The sequence below is a fragment of the Flavobacterium limnosediminis JC2902 genome (assembly GCF_000498535.1).
In the GTDB taxonomy this organism is placed as follows: domain Bacteria; phylum Bacteroidota; class Bacteroidia; order Flavobacteriales; family Flavobacteriaceae; genus Flavobacterium; species Flavobacterium limnosediminis.
Map to the genome: position 1 here is coordinate 147,779 of NZ_AVGG01000018.1, position 19,671 is coordinate 167,449.

Below are 19,671 nucleotides of genomic sequence, written 5' to 3' on the forward strand. Positions count from 1 at the left end.
AGGTACAGTTTTCCCCTTAAAAAAAAGAAATGTAATTCGGAATACATCAAAGAGGTTACGTTTTGTTGTATACTGCTTTTTTAGCAACCAAAAAAGCGCATCCTTTTTTACGGGATGCGCTTGGCGTTGGTTCAGGTGCTTTTTGCTTTAATTTAGAATTATCCTTCGTCAGGTAAGTTCAATGCTTTTCGCAACAGCATTTCAAAAGAAGCTTCACTCGGAGCCGGTAATTTCGCATTGATGAAATTACCGTTCGGATCAATCAGTATGAACCTCGGAATACCCACCAAATTATAATTGTCTGCAAACAGTTTAGAATTATCGGCATGCCATTGCAAAACCGTTTTAGATTTCCCTTTGGCACTGATGAACCATTTCTGCATATCTTCATCGGTACTTAAAGCCACAAACTTAATGTTCTCCTTTTTGTATTTCAAAGCAAATTTCTCAAAGAAAGGCGACTGATGTCTGCAAGGCCCACACCAGGTAGCCCAAACATCAATAAGAACATATTTACCTTTTAAGCCGGCAAGCGTAACTTTTTTACCATCGAGTGCCGTAGCTTCAAACGATGGAGCCGTTTTGCCTTTTCCTAAACTTTCGGCAACCCTGTTAAGGTTGTTGATTTTTCTTTGATAATCAGCATTAGTAAATAGCGGACTGTAACTTGCAACAAACTGGTTTCTTTCATTACTGCCGGAAGCTTCCTCAATAACTTTACTGATTTGCCAATACAGCATTTTATCTTTAAACGAACCGTTTTTAAGTTTTGAAATCGCAGTGATGGCTTTAGTATTCTCATCGATGTCACTGTTGTCTTTGGCGATTAACTGGCTTATTACGTAATCAAAATAGTCAGAACTGCTCAGTAAACTTTCATCGGTTAAAGACAGTTTTTGTTGTATTTCTTCAATTTGTTTCCCTCCGTCCGTTTTTTCATTGGGATATAAAGCAGCTCTTTTTTTAACAAGATCATACCACATATTCAGGTAACTGGTGGTAATTAATTTTTGGCTCCGCTCTATATAATCGTTTTTCGGGATGTAATTATCAATGGTTTTAAAGGTATTGGACGCTTCCATTGCTTCCTTCCAGTCGTCATGTAATGCATCTATAATAATTTGAGGCTTATCTAGATTAATATTTTGCTCCAGATAATAAGAAACCATACTCCATTCCATTTTTGGTTCAGAGGCCATCTGATTTTCGGCCAAACGCGTACCCTTTATTTTGAAATCGGATGTTGATCCTGCAATCTTACCGTCCAGATAAATACTATCCTTCTGACCGAAAAATACTTTCCCCACATGCTTTCCATCTACTATAAACTGATAGTTGTCAGCAATTACTTTGTCTTTAAAAGTATAGTGAAATTCATTGTTTCTGATAGGGATAACGGCAATAGTATCCTGAACAGTGAGGTCTTTAATATAGATATTTTGGAATTTATCCTTGCTTTCAATTTTACCGCAAAATACCGTTTTGTCGTGATCGGCCATCTGATTCGAACATAACAGCCAAGAGGTTAATCCGCCAAAAACCACCAATATGATCATGCCAACCGCTTTTGGTATTTTGATGAAAGCCAACTTGAAGGTTTTGTGCTGGTACCATCGGAATCCGATATAAAGTAGAATAACACTGATAGTTAAGCTGATATATTCAGTAAAAGTAAACCAATAGCCTAAGTCGCTCCCTTTGGGATTTGCCGCAATTTTAGAGAGAATTTCATACGGATACCAAACCGGAACCAAATTGAAAGGCTTAAGGAAAAGTGTCAGCAACAAGCCCAAAAATCCAATGATGATAGACCAGATAAAACTCGGAATCAAAACAGAAATTGTAAACTGAAGCGCGGTAATCAGTAATGATGCCACAAACAAACGGGTTATCGTATGGAAAATTTCAGCCAGAGGAAATTCCATGATAGCCATCTTAGGTACGGTAATAATAAAACTAAGCAGCCACGCCGACAGTAATCCAACGATAATAAACGAAAAAATCGAAATTACATTGGCTATAAGAATCGTCAGAAATTTAGAGAAATAGATTGAAAACTTAAAGGCAGGTTGGGTTTCCATTAATTGCCATCCTCCGTTTTTATGATCCAATTGCGTAATCCTGCTGACGGTAATAATAATGAGCAACGGGAAAAAGAAATAAGCAAAAGGTTCGAGCGTGTTTTCAATAAATTTTAAATAGTAGTTAAACGGTAGTTCCTGTTTTATTTCATCGGTGCTGGTGGCAACCAAAACACTAAAAAACAACAAGGGCGAAACAATCCCCAAAATTGCGCTGGTCCAATACAAACCCGTGCCGCTTCTTTTGATGTTTTCGGCTTTCAGAGCGGTGATTAAGTTGGAAATATTAGTTTTCATTTGTTCGTTTTTCATTAGTTATTGTCATAAACCATTCTTCCAGTCCGTCCAAAATTTTAACCTCATAAATGGCGGCATTTTGGGCGATTAGGTTTTTAATAAAATCAGGAATGGCTTCCTTGTTTTGAATGTTCAGGGTAATTTGGTTTTGGGCAACCATAGTTACATTATCATAACTGTTTTCAAGTAGGGTTACCCATTTTTGTGCCTCATCAATGGTAATTTGAATTTTACACAAGCTGGCTTCCTTGGAAAGTTGTTGCATGGTGCCTTCAAAGCGGAGTTTCCCTTTATTGATGATGGCTACATGCGTACACATTTTTTCAATTTCGCTCAGCAAATGACTCGAAACAAAAATAGTGACGCCTCTTTCTTTGTTGAGTTTGATGAGTAATTTACGGATATCAATAATTCCGTTAGGATCTAATCCGTTCACCGGTTCGTCGAGTAGCAGTAATTCCGGATCACTCAATAAGGCCATGGCAATAGCTAACCGTTGTTTCATTCCCAACGAATATTGTTTAGCTTTACGTTTACCATCCCTGCTTAAATCAACTAAGTCAAGGGTTTCATGAATTTTCTCTTCCGGGATGTTACGCAGTTTGGCAACATATCTCAAATTATCAATACCGCTCAGATGCAGGTATAACGCAGGCGATTCCACCAATGACCCGATTTTTGAAAAAACGAAGGGTAGCTGTTGCTGTAGCGGCTGGTTAAAAAGTTTAATAGCGTTGTCCTGTTCGGGGATGATTCCGGTGAGTAACCGCATCGTGGTAGATTTTCCGGCACCGTTTGGACCTAAAAAACCATAGATTGAACCTTTTGGAACGTTAATAGAAATATTTTCTAAAACTTTCTTGGACTTTGAATACTCAAAATTGAGTGATTCGGTCTGGATTATATAGTCTGACATAATTATTTTTTACGGTCACTAAAGTAAGTAAAATAATATATTTCCGACTTTTTTGATTAAATTAATTTATTGAAAAAATGAAAATTTTGTTAGGAAATAATTACTTTTTCCAAGAGTGGTTATTGTTTCGTGGAACCAGATAAAAGCTAACGTCTGGGAACAAATAGCAGATAGAATATTTAAAACACAGATTTCCGCAAATTAATCTGTGGAAATCTGTGAAATCTGTGTTTACTTATAAATTGACTTTGTTAATCATTGCAAATCGATGTCAGTTATCTGTTGATTGTATTTTTCGCAACCAAAGCGCACCAATCATCGCAAGTACACCACAGCTTCCCATAAAAAACCAGTTGGCAGAATACCCAAATCGGGAGATGATTTCCATTCCGGTTTTCGAGCTCATAATGTGAGCAAAACTGAAACTCATAGTATAAAGAGCCATATAACGACCTTCATGCCCTTTGGGAGCACGGCTCATCGCGAACGAGTTGGAAAACGGAAACGCAAACATTTCACCAAAAGTTATGAAAAACATGCTTACGATTAAAATTCCGGCCCAGGCGTTAATTAATAACAGGTAGAAACTAATCGCCATACAAAGTGAACCGAAAAGTATGATTTTTACTTTGTCGACCTGTTTGCGTTCGAAGTAGCTCACAATCGGCATTTCTAAAAAGAAAATCATCAGTCCGTTAAACGACATCAGCAATCCGGTTTGGAATTCCGTCATCGAAAATTGCTCGTGATGATAGAGCGGGAGCGTAGTGAACAACTGGAAGAAAACCATCGCCGTAAGAAAACTGATGAAAAGAAAAATCCAAAAAGGCTTGTCCCTGAAAACCGATTTTCGTTCGGCGTTTTCAAAATGATCCATAGTTGTTTTTTCTTTCTTTTTCTCTTTTACCAATAACGCAAATATCAAAATCGAAATGATGCAGCTTCCGCCGTCAACCCAAAACAATCCTTGGTAACCTATGCCCATGATGATTAATCCACCCAGGGCGGGACCTGCGGCAAAACCAAGGTTTACGGCTAAACGTACTAAGGTTAAAGCACGCGTTCTGTTCTCGGGTTTGGCATAGGCGCCAAGCGATACAAACATGGCGGGTCGGAACATATCGGCTATTATCATAATTGAAAACATCGAAATGCAAAGCCCAACAAAACTGGTAATGAACTGAATAACAAAAAATAATAGTCCGCTTGTAAATAAGCTGAAAATCATAACTTTATAAAAACCTATTTTATCCGATAGTTTACCTCCTAACCAAGAGCCGATCATGGAACCCAATCCGAAGCAAACCATAACCCATCCGACCTGACTATAAGAAAAATGCAGATCTTCTTTCAGGTATTTGGATAAGAATGGTAGTACCATCGTTCCTGCCCTGTTGATAAAAGTAATCAGTGCAAGAATCCAGATTTCCCTTGAAAAACCTTTATAATTATTGAAGTAACGTGAAACTGCCTGTTGAAGCATAGGAAAAATGTTAAGCGCAAATTTAAGAATCTTCTTGCCTTAGGTGCTGTTAAATGAATGTGAATTTTTAAATGTAAATTTTGAGTACTTTTGTGAAAAATGTCAGAAAATGAAAAAGTTGCTTTTTATCGTTTTATTTCCAATAATTGTTTCAGCCCAATGCAGTGAAGAAACTGCAAAAGCATATCAGTTACAACTTAATAAAGAATATGCCGATGAAAAGGAAAGTCCACTCAAAAAATCGGATTTGGAACATTTCAAAGCACTTGATTTTTATGACATTGACATGAGTTTCTGTGTGGAAGCCAAATTGGTAAAGACACCTGATGAAAAGCCGTTTGCAATGAAAACGACAGGCAACAGAACACCACTGTATGTAAAATACGGAGAATTACATTTCATATTGAAGGAAAAGGAATGTAAACTGAACGTTTATCAAAGCATTGATTTATCGAAACAGGAGAAATTTAAAAATTATCTGTTTTTGCCGTTTACCGATCTGACTTCGGGGGTTGAAAGCTACGGTGGTGGGCGTTACATAGATTTGGAAGCATCGGAAAGTGATATGATATCAATCGATTTTAATCAAGCATACAATCCGTATTGTGCATATAATGAAGGGTATTCATGCCCGATTCCGCCAAAGGAAAATGATTTACCTGTGGACGTGAGAGCCGGAGTTAAGAAGTTTCATGATTAGTTTTAGTCACGGTCACAGTCGCAGTTTATAGCTGTTTCTTATGAAATACAACATCCACACCCATAAAAGCACGAATCAGTCAGACGTTCTGGAAATTGTCAATCAATATCCGAATGAGTTTGATGCGTCCGTGCCTTTTTTTTCCATCGGAATTCATCCTTGGTATATTGATGTGGACAGCGTGGAGGAGTATCTGCAAATCATAGACGAAAAACTTCAGCTAAAAAATTGCCTTGCTTTGGGCGAGTGCGGATTGGATAAACGAATCGATATTCCATTGGAAATTCAAACAGAAGTTTTTGAAAAACAACTGGAGTTAGCTGTAAAACACCAAAAACCTGTAATTTTGCACTGCGTTTCGGCGTATCAGGAAGTGATTGAAATCAAAAAACGATTAAAAATAGAAGTCCCGATGGTTATTCACGGGTTTTCCAAAAATTGGCAAGTGGCTAAATCACTTTTGGATAACGGATTTTATTTGTCGTTCGGGAAATATCTGCTACGTAATCCCGAATTGGCATCGGTTTTTGAACAGGTTCCGAATGATCGTTTTTTTTTGGAAACCGATACTATTGAAGAAAGCATTTCAGATGTATATAGAAAGGCTGCATCGGTCAAACCGATTGATGTGGAACAAATTATCTCAGATAATTTTAAGTTAGTTTTTTAACCCGTAATGAAGACCGGTTTTTCGACCGGAATCACATTGCACAAATTGTTTTACAATGGCAGAATGGACAGAAAGAGCCGAATTATTATTTAAAAAAGAAGGATTAGAGAAATTGAAGAATTCCAACGTTTTAGTTGTGGGAATGGGAGGAGTAGGTTCGTTTGCTGCCGAATTCATTGCACGCGCCGGTGTTGGAAAAATGACTATTGTGGACGGGGATGTGGTGGACATCACGAATGTGAACCGACAGTTACCGGCCTTGCATTCAACGGTTGGCCAGCCTAAAGTGAAAATAGTAGGGGACCGTTTGATGGATATAAACCCGGAATTGCAGTTAACGAGAATTGAAGAATTTCTTTCTCCGGAAAGAGCATTTGAATTGGTTACTCCGGAATATGATTACGTTCTGGACTGCATCGACAGTATTACCCCAAAACTAAACTTGATCCTTGCGGCCAAACGAAAAAAGGTTAAGGTTATCAGCAACATGGGAGCTGGAGGTAAACTTTTGGCAAGCAAGGTGGTGGTGAAAGATATCAGTAAAACCGATGTTTGTCCGCTTGCGAAAGTTATCCGTAAACGATTGAAAAAGGAAGGGATTACCAGTGGTGTAAAAGCGGTTTTTTCTGTTGAAAAGCCAGATCAGAGCAGTTTAAAGATGACTGACGGAAGCAACTTTAAGAAATCATTCTTCGGAACAAACAGTTGGATGCCGGCTTTGTTCGGTTTGCACGCCGCGGAAACGGTTATTAAGCATTTGTTGAAATAAAGACTTTTTTTGCAAAAGTATTTTAGAAATGCAAGAGAAGTCAAATAAGAAGATTTATACGGATTATACAATACTATTTAATTAATAAACACAGATCCCACAGATTTACACAAATTAATATGTGGAAATCTGTGGGATCTGTGTTTTAAATATTCTGTCTACTATTTGTTGGCAGATAATTGACTCTTTAATCGACTACTTTATTACTGAACTTCAGTCGAATCTTTTAATGCCAAAGGAACTTCTATCGGTTTGGCTTTTTCTGTAATAGGGATGTAAATTTCAGTTATCCATTGCGATGCTTTTCTCGTTTGGTTAACACCTACTTTATACACTTCAATGTATTTTCCGGTCGGATTCTCCATCCATTTGCGTTTTGCTATTTCGGCATAGGCCTGATCCCAAGCTTCTTTGCTGTGTGAGTAGTCTCCGGTAAGCGTTGTCTTTAAAGCAAGGTACGAATAGAAACGTCCGCCTTCAATATCGCTACCTTCCGAAGTGAAAATTTCTTCGGCAATCGGCAAACAGGCAGAGAAGGTTACTATTCCGTTGGCTGTATCGTATTTGTCATAAATGGAAAACGGAGCTCCGTTAACGGTTATATTGTTGTCTTTCGCAAATTTGGTGATTGTACGGAACATTATCCCCATATTCTTCGGCAGTGACGGAATCTTACAGGTTACGGTTTGTTTGATATAATACACTCCCGATTTTCTGGTCAGACCATTTACTTTTACGGTATAGGTTTTCAATTCTTTTACCAACAAGTTGTCAATGTTGTTTAATCCTTTTTCAAACATTGGGGCAACCATATTTTCCATACCGCCTTTAAAAAACGAGAAGAATTTCATCATAAAAGTCATCTGGCCTTTCATTCGCCAGCTTACCTCAGTTGCGTTTCCTGACTTTTTAAAGCCCCAGATAACATCATTGGGTTCGCTGTCCTCAAAATAGATTTTCTGGTAAATACTGTCGGTTTCAATGGTTTTAACGGTCTTCATTTTACCTTCACCTTCTTTTCCGATCCAGGAATAAGACGCTCCTAAACCATGGGTTTTTTCACCATACTTATATTGAAGGGATTTGTCTTCATCGGCCCACGGACCCCAGTCTTCCCAGTTTTTATAATCGTTAATATAATGGTATAAAACGGGTTGAGGGATATTAATAACTTTGCTTCTTTTAATGTCAAAATGCCCATCCTGAGTTCCGATATAAACCGTTATGGCTATGAGAGCAAGCAGTATAAGGAGGAATATGTACTTTACAATTCGCATGATTTCATTCTAAATATGATAATTTTCAAATATAAGGATATTTATTCTTTCAGTACCAACTTGATTATAAATAAAATTCCTATAAAAAGAAGGAAGAAAAAGAGTATCCACAAACTGCCTTTGTAATGTATTTTATGTAAGGCTAAATCTTTTCGGTATACATAAATCATTACCGATACAAATACAATAACGAAGAATAAGGCAAAATACAACTGACCTGTTGAAAACATATTTTGAAAATTTATACAAAGTTAGTTTTTTGAAAATTATTTTATTTAATTTTCCCGACAAATTATACTACTATGCAAAAACAACTCAACGCAGTTAAAGAATTTCACGATGCTTTTGGTTTAGGGGTGAGTCACTCGCCTAAAGGACATTTGGGTGAACAGATAAATACACTTCGTTTTAACCTGATGAAAGAAGAAAATGAAGAATATCTGGAAGCGGTTCAAAACAATGATCTGGTTGAAATAGCCGACGCTTTAGGCGACATGCTTTACATTTTATGCGGAACCATTCTGGAACATGGATTACAACACAAAATAGAAGAGGTTTTCGATGAAATCCAACGCAGCAATATGAGTAAACTTGGTGAAGACGGAAAACCGATTTATCGTGAGGACGGAAAGGTTATGAAAGGTCCGAATTATTTCAAACCTAATTTTGAGGAAATATTAGGATAGTCACAGTTTTCAGTCTCAGTTCACAGAAGCAACTGTAAACTGAGACTGTGACTGTAAACTAAACTTTCACTGTCCATCCAAAGGTATCTTCAGCAAGATTGTACTGTATGTTAGTCAGTTTGTCTTTGATATCTGTGGCGTATGAATTTTCCATTTTTGGCAATTCATAATAGGTATCCTGATAAGAGAAGCCTGAAATCGGGCTGATAACCGCAGCAGTTCCGGCTCCGAAAATTTCTTTCAAAGTACCTTTTTCAGCCGCTTCCACGATTTCAGAAACCAATACGGGTCTCACTTCTATGTTAATTCCGTCGCGTTCGGCGATATCAATAATACTTTTGCGGGTTACACCATCAAGAATTCGTTCGCTGGTTGGTGCTGTATATAAGGTATCGTTAATTCTGAAGAAAACATTCATCGTTCCCGCTTCTTCTAACATGGTATGTGTAGCATCGTCAGTCCAGATGATTTGCTGGAAACCTTGTTCGTTAGCTAATTTGGTTGGGTAAAACTGAGCCGAATAATTTCCGGCCGCTTTTGCAGCACCAATTCCGCCGTTAGCAGCACGACTGTAATGATCGGCTATAACTACTTTTACTTCTCCTGAGTAATAAGCACTTGCAGGGGAAAGAATTACGCAAAAACGATATTGGTCTGATGGAGAAGCGATTACGCCATGTCCGGTTGCAATCATGAACGGACGAATGTAAAGCGAATTACCTTTTCCCTTCTTAACCCAAGCCTGTTCAACTTCAATCAGCTTCTTCAAACCGTCAATAAAAACTTCTTCAGGTACTTCCGGCATTGCCAAACGTACTGCCGATTTATTAAAACGTTCGTAGTTCTGATCGGGACGGTACAGCCAAACATCATTGTTTTCGTCTTTGTAGGCTTTCATTCCTTCAAAAATTGCCTGTCCGTAGTGAAATACCCTTGAAGATGGATCCATTGTAAACGGTTCGTAAGGTTTGATTTCGGGTTCTCCCCAAACACCGTTGTCGTAATCGCAAACCAACATATGGTCTGTAAATACGCTTCCGAATGATAAATTATCAAAATCAACCGAAGTTATTTTTGATTCTTTTGCCTTAACAATTTTAATGCTGTCCGTAGCTGTCAATTCCATTGAATAAAAATTAGTGTTTTTAACGCTAAACAGTTGGTTGTTAACGAAATCGTAATTTCATAATTGCCAATAAACCTGTCGTGTCTTTGCAAATCTAACAAAAAAAAGGACTTTTTCGAATGTCAGATTAAAAATAGTGTAATTAATTAAGGAATTACTAAATTGTTTTTAAAAATTCAATGAATGGCTTCGAAATTCACTTTTTTACTTGTATAAAGAGAAAATTTAGGTGAATCATTTTTCCGTTCGATATTAATTTGTTTCTTTGAAATCTGCAATTAAAGTCAAATAAACACATATTATGAAAAAAGTTATCGTATTAGCCCTTTCAGTTATTGCCATGGTAAGTTGTAATAAGAAGCAGGAAGAGGCTAAAATTGCCGAGGTGTCAAAAACAGATTATGCGGTTTTCGGTGACAGTATTACTGATACTGAGGTATTAACAAAAGAAGCGATGTTTGCCAAATTCAAAAATCTGAAAGAAGGGGATACTTTAAATGTGAAGTTTAAATCAAACATTAAAGAAGTGTGTCAGAAAAAAGGCTGCTGGATGTCGATGGACTTAGCGGATGGAAGCGAGACTTTTGTGAAATTTAAAGATTATGCTTTTTTTGTTCCGATGAACGCCGGGAAACAAGAAGCCATCGTTAACGGAAAGGCTTTTATAAGTGTTGAATCTGTGAATGAACAAAAACATTATGCTAAAGACGGCGGCAAATCTCAGGCGGCTATCGACAGTATCACTGCTCCAAAGGTTACCTATTCTTTTATGGCCGATGGTGTTTTAATCGCTAAATAATGAGAAAGATACTGGTAATACTGATGGTTTCAGGATTTCTGTTTTCCTGTGTGAAAAAAGAGGAGGTCAAAGCCGAAGCAAAAAAAGAAACTTCTGAAAAGAAAGATTTCAAGATGTATGAAATGTCGGAGATGTCGGTATTGATGGAGCAGATGTATGTGGATAATCAGCGTCTGAAGGAGCGTATCAAAAACGGAGATACCATCGGACAGTTTCCACAACATTTTTTGCTGATCCATAAAGCGGTGATGACCGACGATAAAGAAAACGACGCTTTCTTTAAAGAACAGGCAGCGAAATTCATCAAAGCTCAGGAGTTGATTTATGAGGATCCCAAAAATGCTAAAGAACATTTTAATAATGGAGTGGATGCCTGTTTGCGTTGTCATGAAGTGAAATGTGGCGGTCCGATTCCAAGAATTAAGAAACTATATATAAATTAAGTTGAAACGAAAAATTATTCAAACGGATGACGGTTCTTCGTCATTACTGATGGAAGAATGGGGGGAGACTTACCATTCCAGACACGGAGCGATTCAGGAGGCCAAACATGTATTCATTCAAAACGGACTGTCACTTTTTAAGGAACAGTCCGTTGCTGTTCTGGAGATAGGTTTTGGTACCGGACTGAATGCTTTTATTACTTTTCTGGAAGCACAAAAATTCAATCAGATTGTTGATTATGTTGGGGTGGAAGCCTATCCGATTTTACCGGAAGAAGTTGAAAAACTGAATTATGTTCCGCAATTGGATGCAAGTCAGTTTAATACAGAATTTCAGTTGATGCATTCTTGTGAATGGGGTGTAAAAACGGCCATTTCCGATGCATTTACTTTAACAAAACGGAAACAATATTTTAACGAAATTATTGACAAAAATTGTTTTGATTTGATTTACTTTGATGCGTTCGGATTTCAGTACCAGCCGGAACTATGGTCGGTTGAGATCTTCGAAAAAATGTATCAGGCATTAAAGACAAATGGTGTTTTGGTTACTTACGCGTGCAGAGGCAGTGTTAAAAGAGCAATGACCGAGGTTGGTTTTGTTACGGAAAAGTTGCAGGGACCACCAGGAAAGCGTGAAATGTTGCGGGCTGTTAAAAAGTAATCATTTTGTTAAAAAGTTGTGATATATGTTTGATGTTAATAAATTATTAAATTATTTTTAAATAAATTTTAAATTTTTTTTATAATTTTACTATTAAGTTCTTACCCCATTAACCAAATTAATAAATGCATTATGTCACGATCAATGTATGCGTACACCAAATCTATTTTAGAAAGAGTAAGTTTCGACCCAATATTGTTTTGTAAAGAATTAGAAAAAGCTATAAAAATCCTGTTACCGTATGAATTAGAACAATTAACAGAATGGTTGCTCAGCTTTACAAAAGAAAAACCCGAATTACGACAATGTCTAGTCTATATAAATGAATAAAAAAGAGGAGCATAAGCTCCTCTTTTTTTTTGGGCATTTTTAAGATAATTTGAATATTGTAATAATGAAAATGTAAGTATTTTAACTTGGTTTTTAAATTAAATGCGTTTTTAATCGAAATATTTTACACTTAATCGATATTTTTTTGTTATTTTTCTTTGTTGTAATATAGTTTTTTGTTAATTTTACTCCACGTTCTTGTCCTGTTAACCAAATTAATACCAATTGATTATGCCACGAATGATTTATGATTACACCAAATCGGTGCTTGAAAGAGTGAGCTTTGATCCCTTGCTTTTTATGAAAGAATTAAAAAAAGCGATTAAGAATTTGTTGCCGTACGAAATTGAGCTACTGAGTAAATGGTTAAACTATTTTACTTCAGAAAAGCCGGAATTACAACCTTGTCTGATTGTAATTAATGAAAATTAACTATATAACCCTACTTAAACTTAACCTAAAATAAGAGGAGCCGGAGCTCCTCTTATTTTTTATGTAAAGGACTTATTATTTGCACATTATGAAAGGCGATGGCGCCTTTTACAACACCGGAAATTGTAGTTCTCAGTGCATCAATGATGTGCATTTTAAGTTCGCTTTTCGGAAAAATCAAACTTACTTCACGTGCAGGTCTGGGTTCTTTAAAATGACGCAAATTTAATTTGTTTTTGTCGCTTAAGTCCAAAGTATGCAAATAGGGAAGAAGTGTTATGCCCAATCCTTCATCTGCGAGTTTGATTAAGGTCTCAAAACTTCCGCTTTCAATCTGAAAATGACTGTCGTGTTTCATATTGGCATTCTTGCATAAGTTCAGGATTCCGTCCCTGAAACAATGTCCGTCCTGTAAAAGCAATATGTTATCCAGATCCAGATCATCAACCTCAATCTCGTCTTTGTTTATATTTTTATGGTTGTCCGGGAAATAGCCTACAAAAGGCTCGTAATACAAAACAATTTCCTTTATAGTTTCTTCTTCGAGAGGTGTAGCGGCAATGGCAGCATCCAGATGACCGCTTTTCAATCGTTTGATAATTTCTTCCGTGTTGTGCTCTTCGATGATTAAATTGATTTTCGGATATTTTTTAATGAAATTATTCAGGAACATAGGTAATAACGTTGGCATAATGGTTGGGATGATGCCAATTTTAAACTCGCCTCCAAAATATCCTTTTTGCTGATCAACAATATCTTTTATTCTGCCGGATTCATTGACAATATTTTTTGCCTGTGAAACTATTTTTGCGCCAATTTCAGTCAGTTGAATCGGTTTTTTACTTCGGTCAAAAATCTGAATATCTAATTCTTCTTCCAGTTTCTGAATCTGCATGCTTAGTGTGGGCTGTGTAACGAAGCATTTTTCTGCAGCCAGGGTGAAATTTTTATGCTCAGCAACAGCTAAAACATAATATAATTGGGTAATAGTCATCGGATAAATATTTTCGATAAAATTATAAAATCTATCAATTAAATTTATGATTATTGGTCGGAATTTCAAACTAATTTTGATCTCAATGATCAACTAAAGTATAAAACAATGAAAACAAACAGTTTAGGATTGCCTGTAAAGGAAACACAGGTTTTGGTAGCCGAATTAAATATTTTATTGTCCAATTTTCAGGTGTATTACCAGAATTTAAGAGGACTGCATTGGAATATACGTGGAAAAAGATTCTTTGATCTGCATTTGAAATTTGAGGAATTGTACAACGACAGTCAACTGAAAATTGATATGGTAGCCGAACGTATTCTTACTCTTGGCGGTACTCCGTTACACACTTTTGAGGATTATACAAACAATAGTAAAATAAAAATCGGTAAAAACATTTCAAACGATGAAGTGGCTATTCAATTGGTAATTACATGTTTATCGGAATTGTTGAAAATCGAACGTGTTATACTAAAACAATCTTCCGAAATTGACGACGAAGGAACAAATTCCATGATGAGTGATTTCATTAAGGAGCAGGAAAAAACACTCTGGATGATGAAAGCCTGGATGGAGGAAGAGATGTGAGCCTAAACAGCGTAGAATATAAGTATTAAAAATTTCATAATAAGTTTTTTGTCTGCTTTTTTATTTTTTACTTTCGCACCATGAAAATTATGGTAAACATAGTTCTGTTTTTGTTTATTGCTTTTTTGGCAACGCCTACAGTTGTGGGTATGTTGAAAAGTGATACGGATACCTCTATGTTTTATTCCCTTTCAGAAGAAGAGATTCAAAAAGAGGTGAAAGAAATTCCGCTTAGTATTGCAGAAGTGATTCATCTCGAAACGTTTTATTTCTCAAGAAAGGCCACTGCTATAAATTTTCAGAATGAACAGAAGCACGATAATGTTTCTGAAGAAATCTTCTCACCTCCACCCGAAAAAGCATAATACATTATTTAATCAAACATTTTGATTATCAGTCAGGTACTATTTTGTATCTGAAGTATTAATTGTATTATATTTTTATCGGTTATGACAAAAAAAACAAATATTTTTGGCAACCTGAAATCTGATTTACCCTCAGGTCTTGTTGTTTTTCTGGTGGCTCTGCCGCTGTGTTTAGGCATAGCAATGGCATCCGGAGCGCCTCTTTTTTCGGGTATTATTTCAGGTGTTATCGGCGGAATTGTGGTGGGGTATTTAAGCAAATCTCACGTAAGCGTTTCCGGTCCTGCAGCAGGTCTGACGGCCATTGTACTTACGGCTATTACAGATTTGGGTGCATTCAATATTTTTCTTACCGCGGTTTTTCTTGCGGGTTTGATTCAGTTGGCATTAGGTTTTCTGAAAGCGGGAAGTATATCCAATTATTTTCCGACCAACGTAATTGAAGGTATGTTAGCGGGTATTGGTGTTATTATCATTTTAAAACAGTTACCCCATGCAGTTGGGTATGATGCTGATTTTGAAGGTGACGAGGCCTTTGTTCAGGCCGATGGAGGGAATACCTTTTCAACTTTGTTCGGAGCCTTGGATTATATTCAGTTGGGATCTGTAGTGATTGCTCTTGTTTCTTTGGCGATTTTGATTTCATGGGATAAAGTTCCTTTTTTAAAGAAGTTAAAATTGATTCCGGGTGCTTTGGTAGCCGTTATTGTTGGAGTTGTTCTGAATGAAATTTTTATTTCCACAGGAAGTTCTCTGGCTATTGCTAAAGAGCATTTGGTTTCCCTGCCGGTTCCTTCCTCAATGGATGAATTTAAGTCGATGTTTGTGCTTCCCGATTTTACGGCAATAACAAATCCAAAAGTCTGGATTGTCGCCTTAACAATTGCAATTGTTGCTTCCATTGAAAGTTTACTTTGTATTGAAGCTGCCGATCGTCTTGATTTGCAAAAGCGTTTTACAGACACCAATGTAGAGCTTCGCGCACAGGGTATTGGTAATATTGTGAGTTCTCTTCTTGGTGGTTTACCGATGACTTCGGTTGTGGTTCGTACCTCTGCCAATGTAAATGCGGGTGCCAGATCCAAAATGTCTGCAATTGTTCATGGTGTCTTATTATTGGTAAGTGTTTTGGCAATTCCAATGCTTTTAAATAAAATTCCATTAGCGACTTTAGCGGCTGTATTGCTTCTTGTAGGGTATAAATTAGCAAAACCGGCAACCATCATGCATTTTTGGGAAAAGGGGAAATATCAGTTTGTTCCCTTCATCGCAACACTTTCAGCCGTAGTTTTCCTTGATTTACTAAAAGGTGTGGCTTTGGGAATGATAATCAGTATCGTTTTTGTTTTGAGAGGAAATCTGAAAAGAGCCTATTATTTCAGAAAAGAAGAGTACGAAGACGGTGATGTCATCCACATAGATCTTGCTCAGGAAGTTTCTTTTTTAAACAAAGCAGCAATAAAACTGACGTTAAACAAGCTTCCGGAAGATTCGAAAGTGGTTATCAATGCATCGGATACCGTATATATTGCACATGATGTGATTGACCTTATAAAAGAGTTCAAACATATAAATGCGGTTGAAAAAGGAATTGAAGTTACATTAATCGGTTTTAAAGAAGCCTACGAACTTGAAAATTCCAAATATGAAAACAATCACGTTTTTATGGAGCACAATGCCTTGATTAACTACAGAAAAAATGCTATTTCGTCACATGAAGAGGCGATAAACGAGTTAACAACCAACTAGAAAACACCGGAGAAGAAGAAAATCGGTTTTTTAATTAAATTAAAATTGAAATCAGAATGAGAACTTTAAATAAAGAATTACAATCACAAATAGCACCAAGAAAAGCTTTAGAGCTTTTAAAAGAAGGTAACAATCGCTTTGTAAATAATTTAAAATTGCACCGGGATTTATTAGAACAGGTAAATGATACCCGTGACGGTCAATGGCCTTTTGCGACAATTTTGAGTTGTATCGACAGTCGTACGTCTGCTGAATTGGTTTTCGATCAGGGATTGGGAGATGTTTTTTCTATCCGTATTGCCGGGAATGTAGTCAATACAGATATTTTAGGGAGTATGGAATTTGCCTGTAAAGTTGCCGGTTCTAAATTAATCGTGGTTTTAGGGCATACCAAATGCGGAGCCGTAAAAGGAGCTTGTGACCATGTGGAAATGGGTAATTTAACTGAATTATTATCAAAATTGCAACCTGCTGTTTATGAAGAGCAGGAAACTAATGTGGATAGAAATTCCAAAAATGGCCAATTTGTAGAAAATGTTGCTGAAATCAATGTAAAACGTACTGTTAAATCAATTATCCAAAGAAGTTACATTTTGGAACAAATGATTGAAAATGGTGAAATTGGTATTATTGGCGCCATGTACAACATTGAAACGGGAATGGTAGAATTTTATCAGGACACTGAATTTATTAAGGATGAACTAAATCCTCAATTAAGTTTAAAAGAATTGATAAACTAAATTTTTCTGTATTTTTAAGTTACATTTGTTATAACAAAAACATATAATGAGCGATTTTTATAAAAAGATTTTAGAGAACAATAAGAAGTGGGTTGAAGAGAAATTAGCCATCGATAAAGACTTTTTTAAGGATTTGGCAAAAGGACAAAATCCACCGTTATTGTGGATAGGTTGTTCTGATAGCCGAGTTCCTGCAAATGAAATTATTGGTGCAGCCCCGGGTGAAGTTTTTGTTCACAGAAACATTGCTAACATGGTAATTCATAGCGATATGAATATGTTGAGCGTTTTGGATTATGCTGTAAATGCTTTGAAAATCAAACATATTATTGTTTGCGGACATTACGGTTGTGGTGGAGTGAAGGCTGCAATGGGGAATGAATCCATCGGTATTATCGATAACTGGATCCGTCATATTAAAGATATTTACAGATATCACCAAACTTATCTGGATTCTATTATCGACGAGAAGGAACGATTCAATAAATTCGTTGAAATCAATGTGAAAGAGCAGGTATATGATTTAGCTAAAACATCAATTGTGCAGGCCGCATGGAAATCTGGACAGGAACTGAGTATTCACGGTTGGGTTTACGGATTAAATTCGGGTTATGTAACCGATTTGGATGTGAATATTGACTCCAATGAAAAATTGGATAATGTATACCAATTGAAATTTTAAATAAAAAAAGTCTCGTTTTAAACGGGACTTTTTTTTATTCGATATCCAAATTTTCGTTAAATGCGGAAGGCAGCATTTTCGGAATGAATTTGACTAAAATAGGAAGCAACAATCCTCCGCCGGGCAAAAGAAAAATAGTCAGCGACGGAATCGTTTTACAGATTTCCAAAAGTTGTTTTTTTACTTTCTTCTTTTCCTTGGAATCCAGATCCCTTCTGGTGGAATGAGCCAGTAAAACCATCAGTTCTCCGCTTTGCGATATCTCTTTGATCAGACGGTTTTTGTTTCGCGTAATGAGAATTACCACATTCTGTGTAGCCTGGTCGTAGAAATGCTTTACCGGATTGGAATATCTGAAATACGGAATTTCATTCAGGTATTGTTTTATGAAGGTATCAATGGATTCAATGCTTTGCGCCGCAAAATCCGATTTAATTTCCAACAGTTCCGCCAATCGGTATAAAAAATCGATTTCCTGTTGTTCCAGAACATCATCACTCCACATAGCCATCCCGGCAATATCCAGCAGGTAATTCTTTTCGAGTTCCGATTTGAAAAAATCAAGTTGAAGCACTTCAATATTTTCGATATTGACTTTGGAAAATTTGGTGTAACGAACGGAAGATTCAAACAACTTTATCAGTAAATCATCGTATTTGGATTTCACAGCCTTAGTTTTTAAAGCCAATGAAACGATACTGATAATCGTTTCCTCCAATTTTTTCAAATAATTTAACGGAATTTCCTGATGCAGTAAATATTGACGATAAGCCAAAACATCCATGAACAGCAGTGCATTGGTTAAAATATGCGAGAAGTTTTTGCTGATGATGTTGTCATTGGTCTGAACGCGTTCATCAATCATTTCTTCCAGTTTGTGGCTGTTGGAAGAATCCGGGAGCATTTTTTTTAGCAAACTGAAGCCTTCCGGGTTCATTTGCTTGTAAAATTTTATCGTTTCTTCGATAAAACTTTTCGGATTCCCGTCATGTGTGATCAATCCGTAAACTCCGTAAAGCGTATTCAATAAGGCAACTTTGGTAATTTCTTCTGATGTCCAGCCCTTGGTGATAATAGGTTTTTCAACATCAAATCCGATGGTGTGACCATAGATAAAACCTGTCTTTCTGACATTCGTATAAAAAACGGAAGAATACACGACAACGGGTAGGAGCAATGGTTTCTGCTCCAGAAAAAATTTATCTATCCAACCGTTACTTGAAGGGTTAATCATTACCGTTAATTATACCACAAAGCTATATCTTTTTCAGCATCGGATACAAACTTCACGTTAAGTTTTCAGAAAATAATTATTGCCTTGATTTCATGTTGGCTTCACATAGCCGGATTATCTCTGAAATCCTGTTTTTTCGGGTTTCTTCCCGTTTGGCATGATTCAGCCAATACAAATAACTTTTCCGGTAAGTAAAACTGAAGTTATTGTAATTCTCAAATGCTGTTTTATTGTCATCGAATGCTTTCTGCAAATCCTCGGGTATGATTAATTCTTCCACGTGATCCAGCGAATTCCACGAACCATTTTGTTTGCTGATTTCAATTTTTGCCAACCCGCTTTCATGCATTAAATTTTCGGCTATGAGTTTTTCGACATAGGATTTGTTTAGTTTACTCCAGACACTTTTGCTTTTTCGGGGTGTGAATAATTGTCGGCGCCTTTCATCATCCAATCTCTTAACGGTAGAATCAATCCATCCGTAACAAATGGCCACCTGAACGGCTTCTTCCCACCGCATGCTTTCTATAGAACTGCCTACTTTGTAAAAAATGAGATATACTCCTTCAGTCGAATTATGGTTTTCATGTAGCCATTTACGCCATTCGTCTGCATTTTTGAAATAGTATTGTTCCCTTTCGGCCAT

At 36.7% G+C, this 19,671-nt stretch carries 23 protein-coding genes; 14 read left to right on the top strand and 9 right to left on the bottom strand.

All coding sequences use genetic code 11. The features are described from left to right. Positions 1-158: 158 nt before the first annotated feature. The 3 genes from FLJC2902T_RS15905 to FLJC2902T_RS12255 form a co-directional block, all read right to left on the bottom strand. A complete protein-coding gene (locus FLJC2902T_RS15905; protein ID WP_162147688.1) occupies positions 159-2,378 on the bottom strand; it encodes a redoxin family protein in 2,220 nt (739 codons plus the stop codon). Next, positions 2,368-3,294: an ATP-binding cassette domain-containing protein gene (locus tag FLJC2902T_RS12250; RefSeq protein WP_023580108.1), complete on the bottom strand. Its 927-nt coding sequence runs from the start codon at positions 3,292-3,294 to the stop codon at positions 2,368-2,370. The genes FLJC2902T_RS15905 and FLJC2902T_RS12250 overlap by 11 nt, the downstream gene beginning before the upstream one ends. 271 nt (positions 3,295-3,565) lie before the next feature. Beyond that, a complete protein-coding gene (locus FLJC2902T_RS12255; RefSeq protein WP_023580109.1) occupies positions 3,566-4,777 on the bottom strand; it encodes an MDR family MFS transporter in 1,212 nt (403 codons plus the stop codon). A 109-nt stretch (positions 4,778-4,886) separates the two neighbouring features. On the opposite strand from FLJC2902T_RS12255, the gene FLJC2902T_RS12260 reads away from it, so the two are divergent. Genes FLJC2902T_RS12260 through FLJC2902T_RS12270 form a run of 3 tightly spaced genes read left to right on the top strand, consistent with a single transcriptional unit; the run spans position 4,887 to position 6,916 of the window. Next, positions 4,887-5,477, top strand: coding sequence for a DUF1684 domain-containing protein (locus FLJC2902T_RS12260; protein ID WP_023580110.1), 591 nt, complete (start codon positions 4,887-4,889; stop codon positions 5,475-5,477). A 40-nt stretch (positions 5,478-5,517) separates the two neighbouring features. After that, a complete protein-coding gene (locus tag FLJC2902T_RS12265; RefSeq protein ID WP_023580111.1) occupies positions 5,518-6,147 on the top strand; it encodes a TatD family hydrolase in 630 nt (209 codons plus the stop codon). A gap of 55 nt (positions 6,148-6,202) precedes the next feature. Next, a complete protein-coding gene (locus tag FLJC2902T_RS12270; RefSeq protein WP_023580112.1) occupies positions 6,203-6,916 on the top strand; it encodes a tRNA threonylcarbamoyladenosine dehydratase in 714 nt (237 codons plus the stop codon). A 203-nt stretch (positions 6,917-7,119) separates the two neighbouring features. On the opposite strand, the gene FLJC2902T_RS12275 is transcribed toward FLJC2902T_RS12270, so the two are convergent. Continuing rightward, the gene (locus tag FLJC2902T_RS12275; protein ID WP_023580113.1) at positions 7,120-8,193 is read right to left on the bottom strand and encodes an SRPBCC family protein; all 1,074 of its coding nucleotides are present in this window, start codon (positions 8,191-8,193) and stop codon (positions 7,120-7,122) included. 41 nt (positions 8,194-8,234) lie between these two features. Then, positions 8,235-8,423 carry a hypothetical protein gene (locus FLJC2902T_RS12280; RefSeq protein WP_023580114.1) on the bottom strand — a complete coding sequence of 63 codons (189 nt, stop codon included), beginning with the start codon at positions 8,421-8,423 and terminating at the stop codon, positions 8,235-8,237. 72 nt (positions 8,424-8,495) lie between these two features. On the opposite strand from FLJC2902T_RS12280, the gene FLJC2902T_RS12285 reads away from it, so the two are divergent. Beyond that, positions 8,496-8,879 (top strand): pyrophosphohydrolase domain-containing protein, encoded by a 384-nt coding sequence (locus tag FLJC2902T_RS12285; protein ID WP_023580115.1) that lies wholly within the window; start codon positions 8,496-8,498, stop codon positions 8,877-8,879. Positions 8,880-8,937: 58 nt separating this feature from the next. Here FLJC2902T_RS12285 and FLJC2902T_RS12290 read toward each other — a convergent pair whose 3' ends face one another. Continuing rightward, positions 8,938-10,005, bottom strand: a complete 1,068-nt coding sequence (locus tag FLJC2902T_RS12290) for a branched-chain amino acid aminotransferase (protein ID WP_023580116.1) — start codon at positions 10,003-10,005, stop codon at positions 8,938-8,940. Positions 10,006-10,306: 301 nt separating this feature from the next. Between FLJC2902T_RS12290 and FLJC2902T_RS12295 the strand changes: the two genes are divergently transcribed. The 5 genes from FLJC2902T_RS12295 to FLJC2902T_RS12310 all read left to right on the top strand — a co-directional run bounded on the left by FLJC2902T_RS12295 (position 10,307) and on the right by FLJC2902T_RS12310 (position 12,673). Continuing rightward, positions 10,307-10,804 carry a DUF4920 domain-containing protein gene (locus FLJC2902T_RS12295; RefSeq protein WP_023580117.1) on the top strand — a complete coding sequence of 166 codons (498 nt, stop codon included), beginning with the start codon at positions 10,307-10,309 and terminating at the stop codon, positions 10,802-10,804. After that, the gene (locus FLJC2902T_RS12300; RefSeq protein WP_051364395.1) at positions 10,804-11,247 is read left to right on the top strand and encodes a hypothetical protein; all 444 of its coding nucleotides are present in this window, start codon (positions 10,804-10,806) and stop codon (positions 11,245-11,247) included. Before FLJC2902T_RS12295 ends, FLJC2902T_RS12300 begins: the two co-directional genes overlap by 1 nt. 1 nt (position 11,248) lies before the next feature. Then, the gene (gene mnmD / locus FLJC2902T_RS12305) at positions 11,249-11,911 is read left to right on the top strand and encodes a tRNA (5-methylaminomethyl-2-thiouridine)(34)-methyltransferase MnmD (protein WP_023580119.1); all 663 of its coding nucleotides are present in this window, start codon (positions 11,249-11,251) and stop codon (positions 11,909-11,911) included. 132 nt (positions 11,912-12,043) lie between these two features. Next, positions 12,044-12,241, top strand: coding sequence for a hypothetical protein (locus FLJC2902T_RS16520; protein WP_081712563.1), 198 nt, complete (start codon positions 12,044-12,046; stop codon positions 12,239-12,241). A 231-nt stretch (positions 12,242-12,472) separates the two neighbouring features. Further along, positions 12,473-12,673 (top strand): hypothetical protein, encoded by a 201-nt coding sequence (locus tag FLJC2902T_RS12310; RefSeq protein WP_035678606.1) that lies wholly within the window; start codon positions 12,473-12,475, stop codon positions 12,671-12,673. A gap of 52 nt (positions 12,674-12,725) precedes the next feature. On the opposite strand, the gene FLJC2902T_RS12315 is transcribed toward FLJC2902T_RS12310, so the two are convergent. After that, on the bottom strand, positions 12,726-13,667 hold the full coding sequence (locus tag FLJC2902T_RS12315) for a LysR substrate-binding domain-containing protein (RefSeq protein WP_035678698.1): 942 nt from the start codon (positions 13,665-13,667) through the stop codon (positions 12,726-12,728). 108 nt (positions 13,668-13,775) lie between these two features. Between FLJC2902T_RS12315 and FLJC2902T_RS12320 the strand changes: the two genes are divergently transcribed. The 5 genes from FLJC2902T_RS12320 (at position 13,776) to can (ending at position 17,791) form a co-directional block, all read left to right on the top strand. Further along, a complete protein-coding gene (locus tag FLJC2902T_RS12320) occupies positions 13,776-14,255 on the top strand; it encodes a Dps family protein (RefSeq protein ID WP_023580123.1) in 480 nt (159 codons plus the stop codon). A gap of 89 nt (positions 14,256-14,344) precedes the next feature. Further along, on the top strand, positions 14,345-14,620 hold the full coding sequence (locus tag FLJC2902T_RS12325) for a hypothetical protein (RefSeq protein ID WP_023580124.1): 276 nt from the start codon (positions 14,345-14,347) through the stop codon (positions 14,618-14,620). Between the two features lie 84 nt (positions 14,621-14,704). Then, on the top strand, positions 14,705-16,369 hold the full coding sequence (locus tag FLJC2902T_RS12330; RefSeq protein WP_035678611.1) for a SulP family inorganic anion transporter: 1,665 nt from the start codon (positions 14,705-14,707) through the stop codon (positions 16,367-16,369). Positions 16,370-16,425: 56 nt separating this feature from the next. Beyond that, a complete protein-coding gene (locus FLJC2902T_RS12335; protein ID WP_023580127.1) occupies positions 16,426-17,109 on the top strand; it encodes a carbonic anhydrase family protein in 684 nt (227 codons plus the stop codon). A gap of 46 nt (positions 17,110-17,155) precedes the next feature. Continuing rightward, positions 17,156-17,791, top strand: coding sequence for a carbonate dehydratase (can, locus tag FLJC2902T_RS12340; RefSeq protein ID WP_023580128.1), 636 nt, complete (start codon positions 17,156-17,158; stop codon positions 17,789-17,791). A 34-nt stretch (positions 17,792-17,825) separates the two neighbouring features. Here the strand turns inward: can and FLJC2902T_RS12345 are convergent, their stop codons facing one another. Both FLJC2902T_RS12345 and FLJC2902T_RS12350 read right to left on the bottom strand, forming a co-directional pair. Then, positions 17,826-19,025: an LETM1-related biofilm-associated protein gene (locus tag FLJC2902T_RS12345; RefSeq protein ID WP_023580129.1), complete on the bottom strand. Its 1,200-nt coding sequence runs from the start codon at positions 19,023-19,025 to the stop codon at positions 17,826-17,828. A 76-nt stretch (positions 19,026-19,101) separates the two neighbouring features. Next, the gene (locus tag FLJC2902T_RS12350; protein WP_023580130.1) at positions 19,102-19,671 is read right to left on the bottom strand and encodes a YdeI/OmpD-associated family protein; all 570 of its coding nucleotides are present in this window, start codon (positions 19,669-19,671) and stop codon (positions 19,102-19,104) included.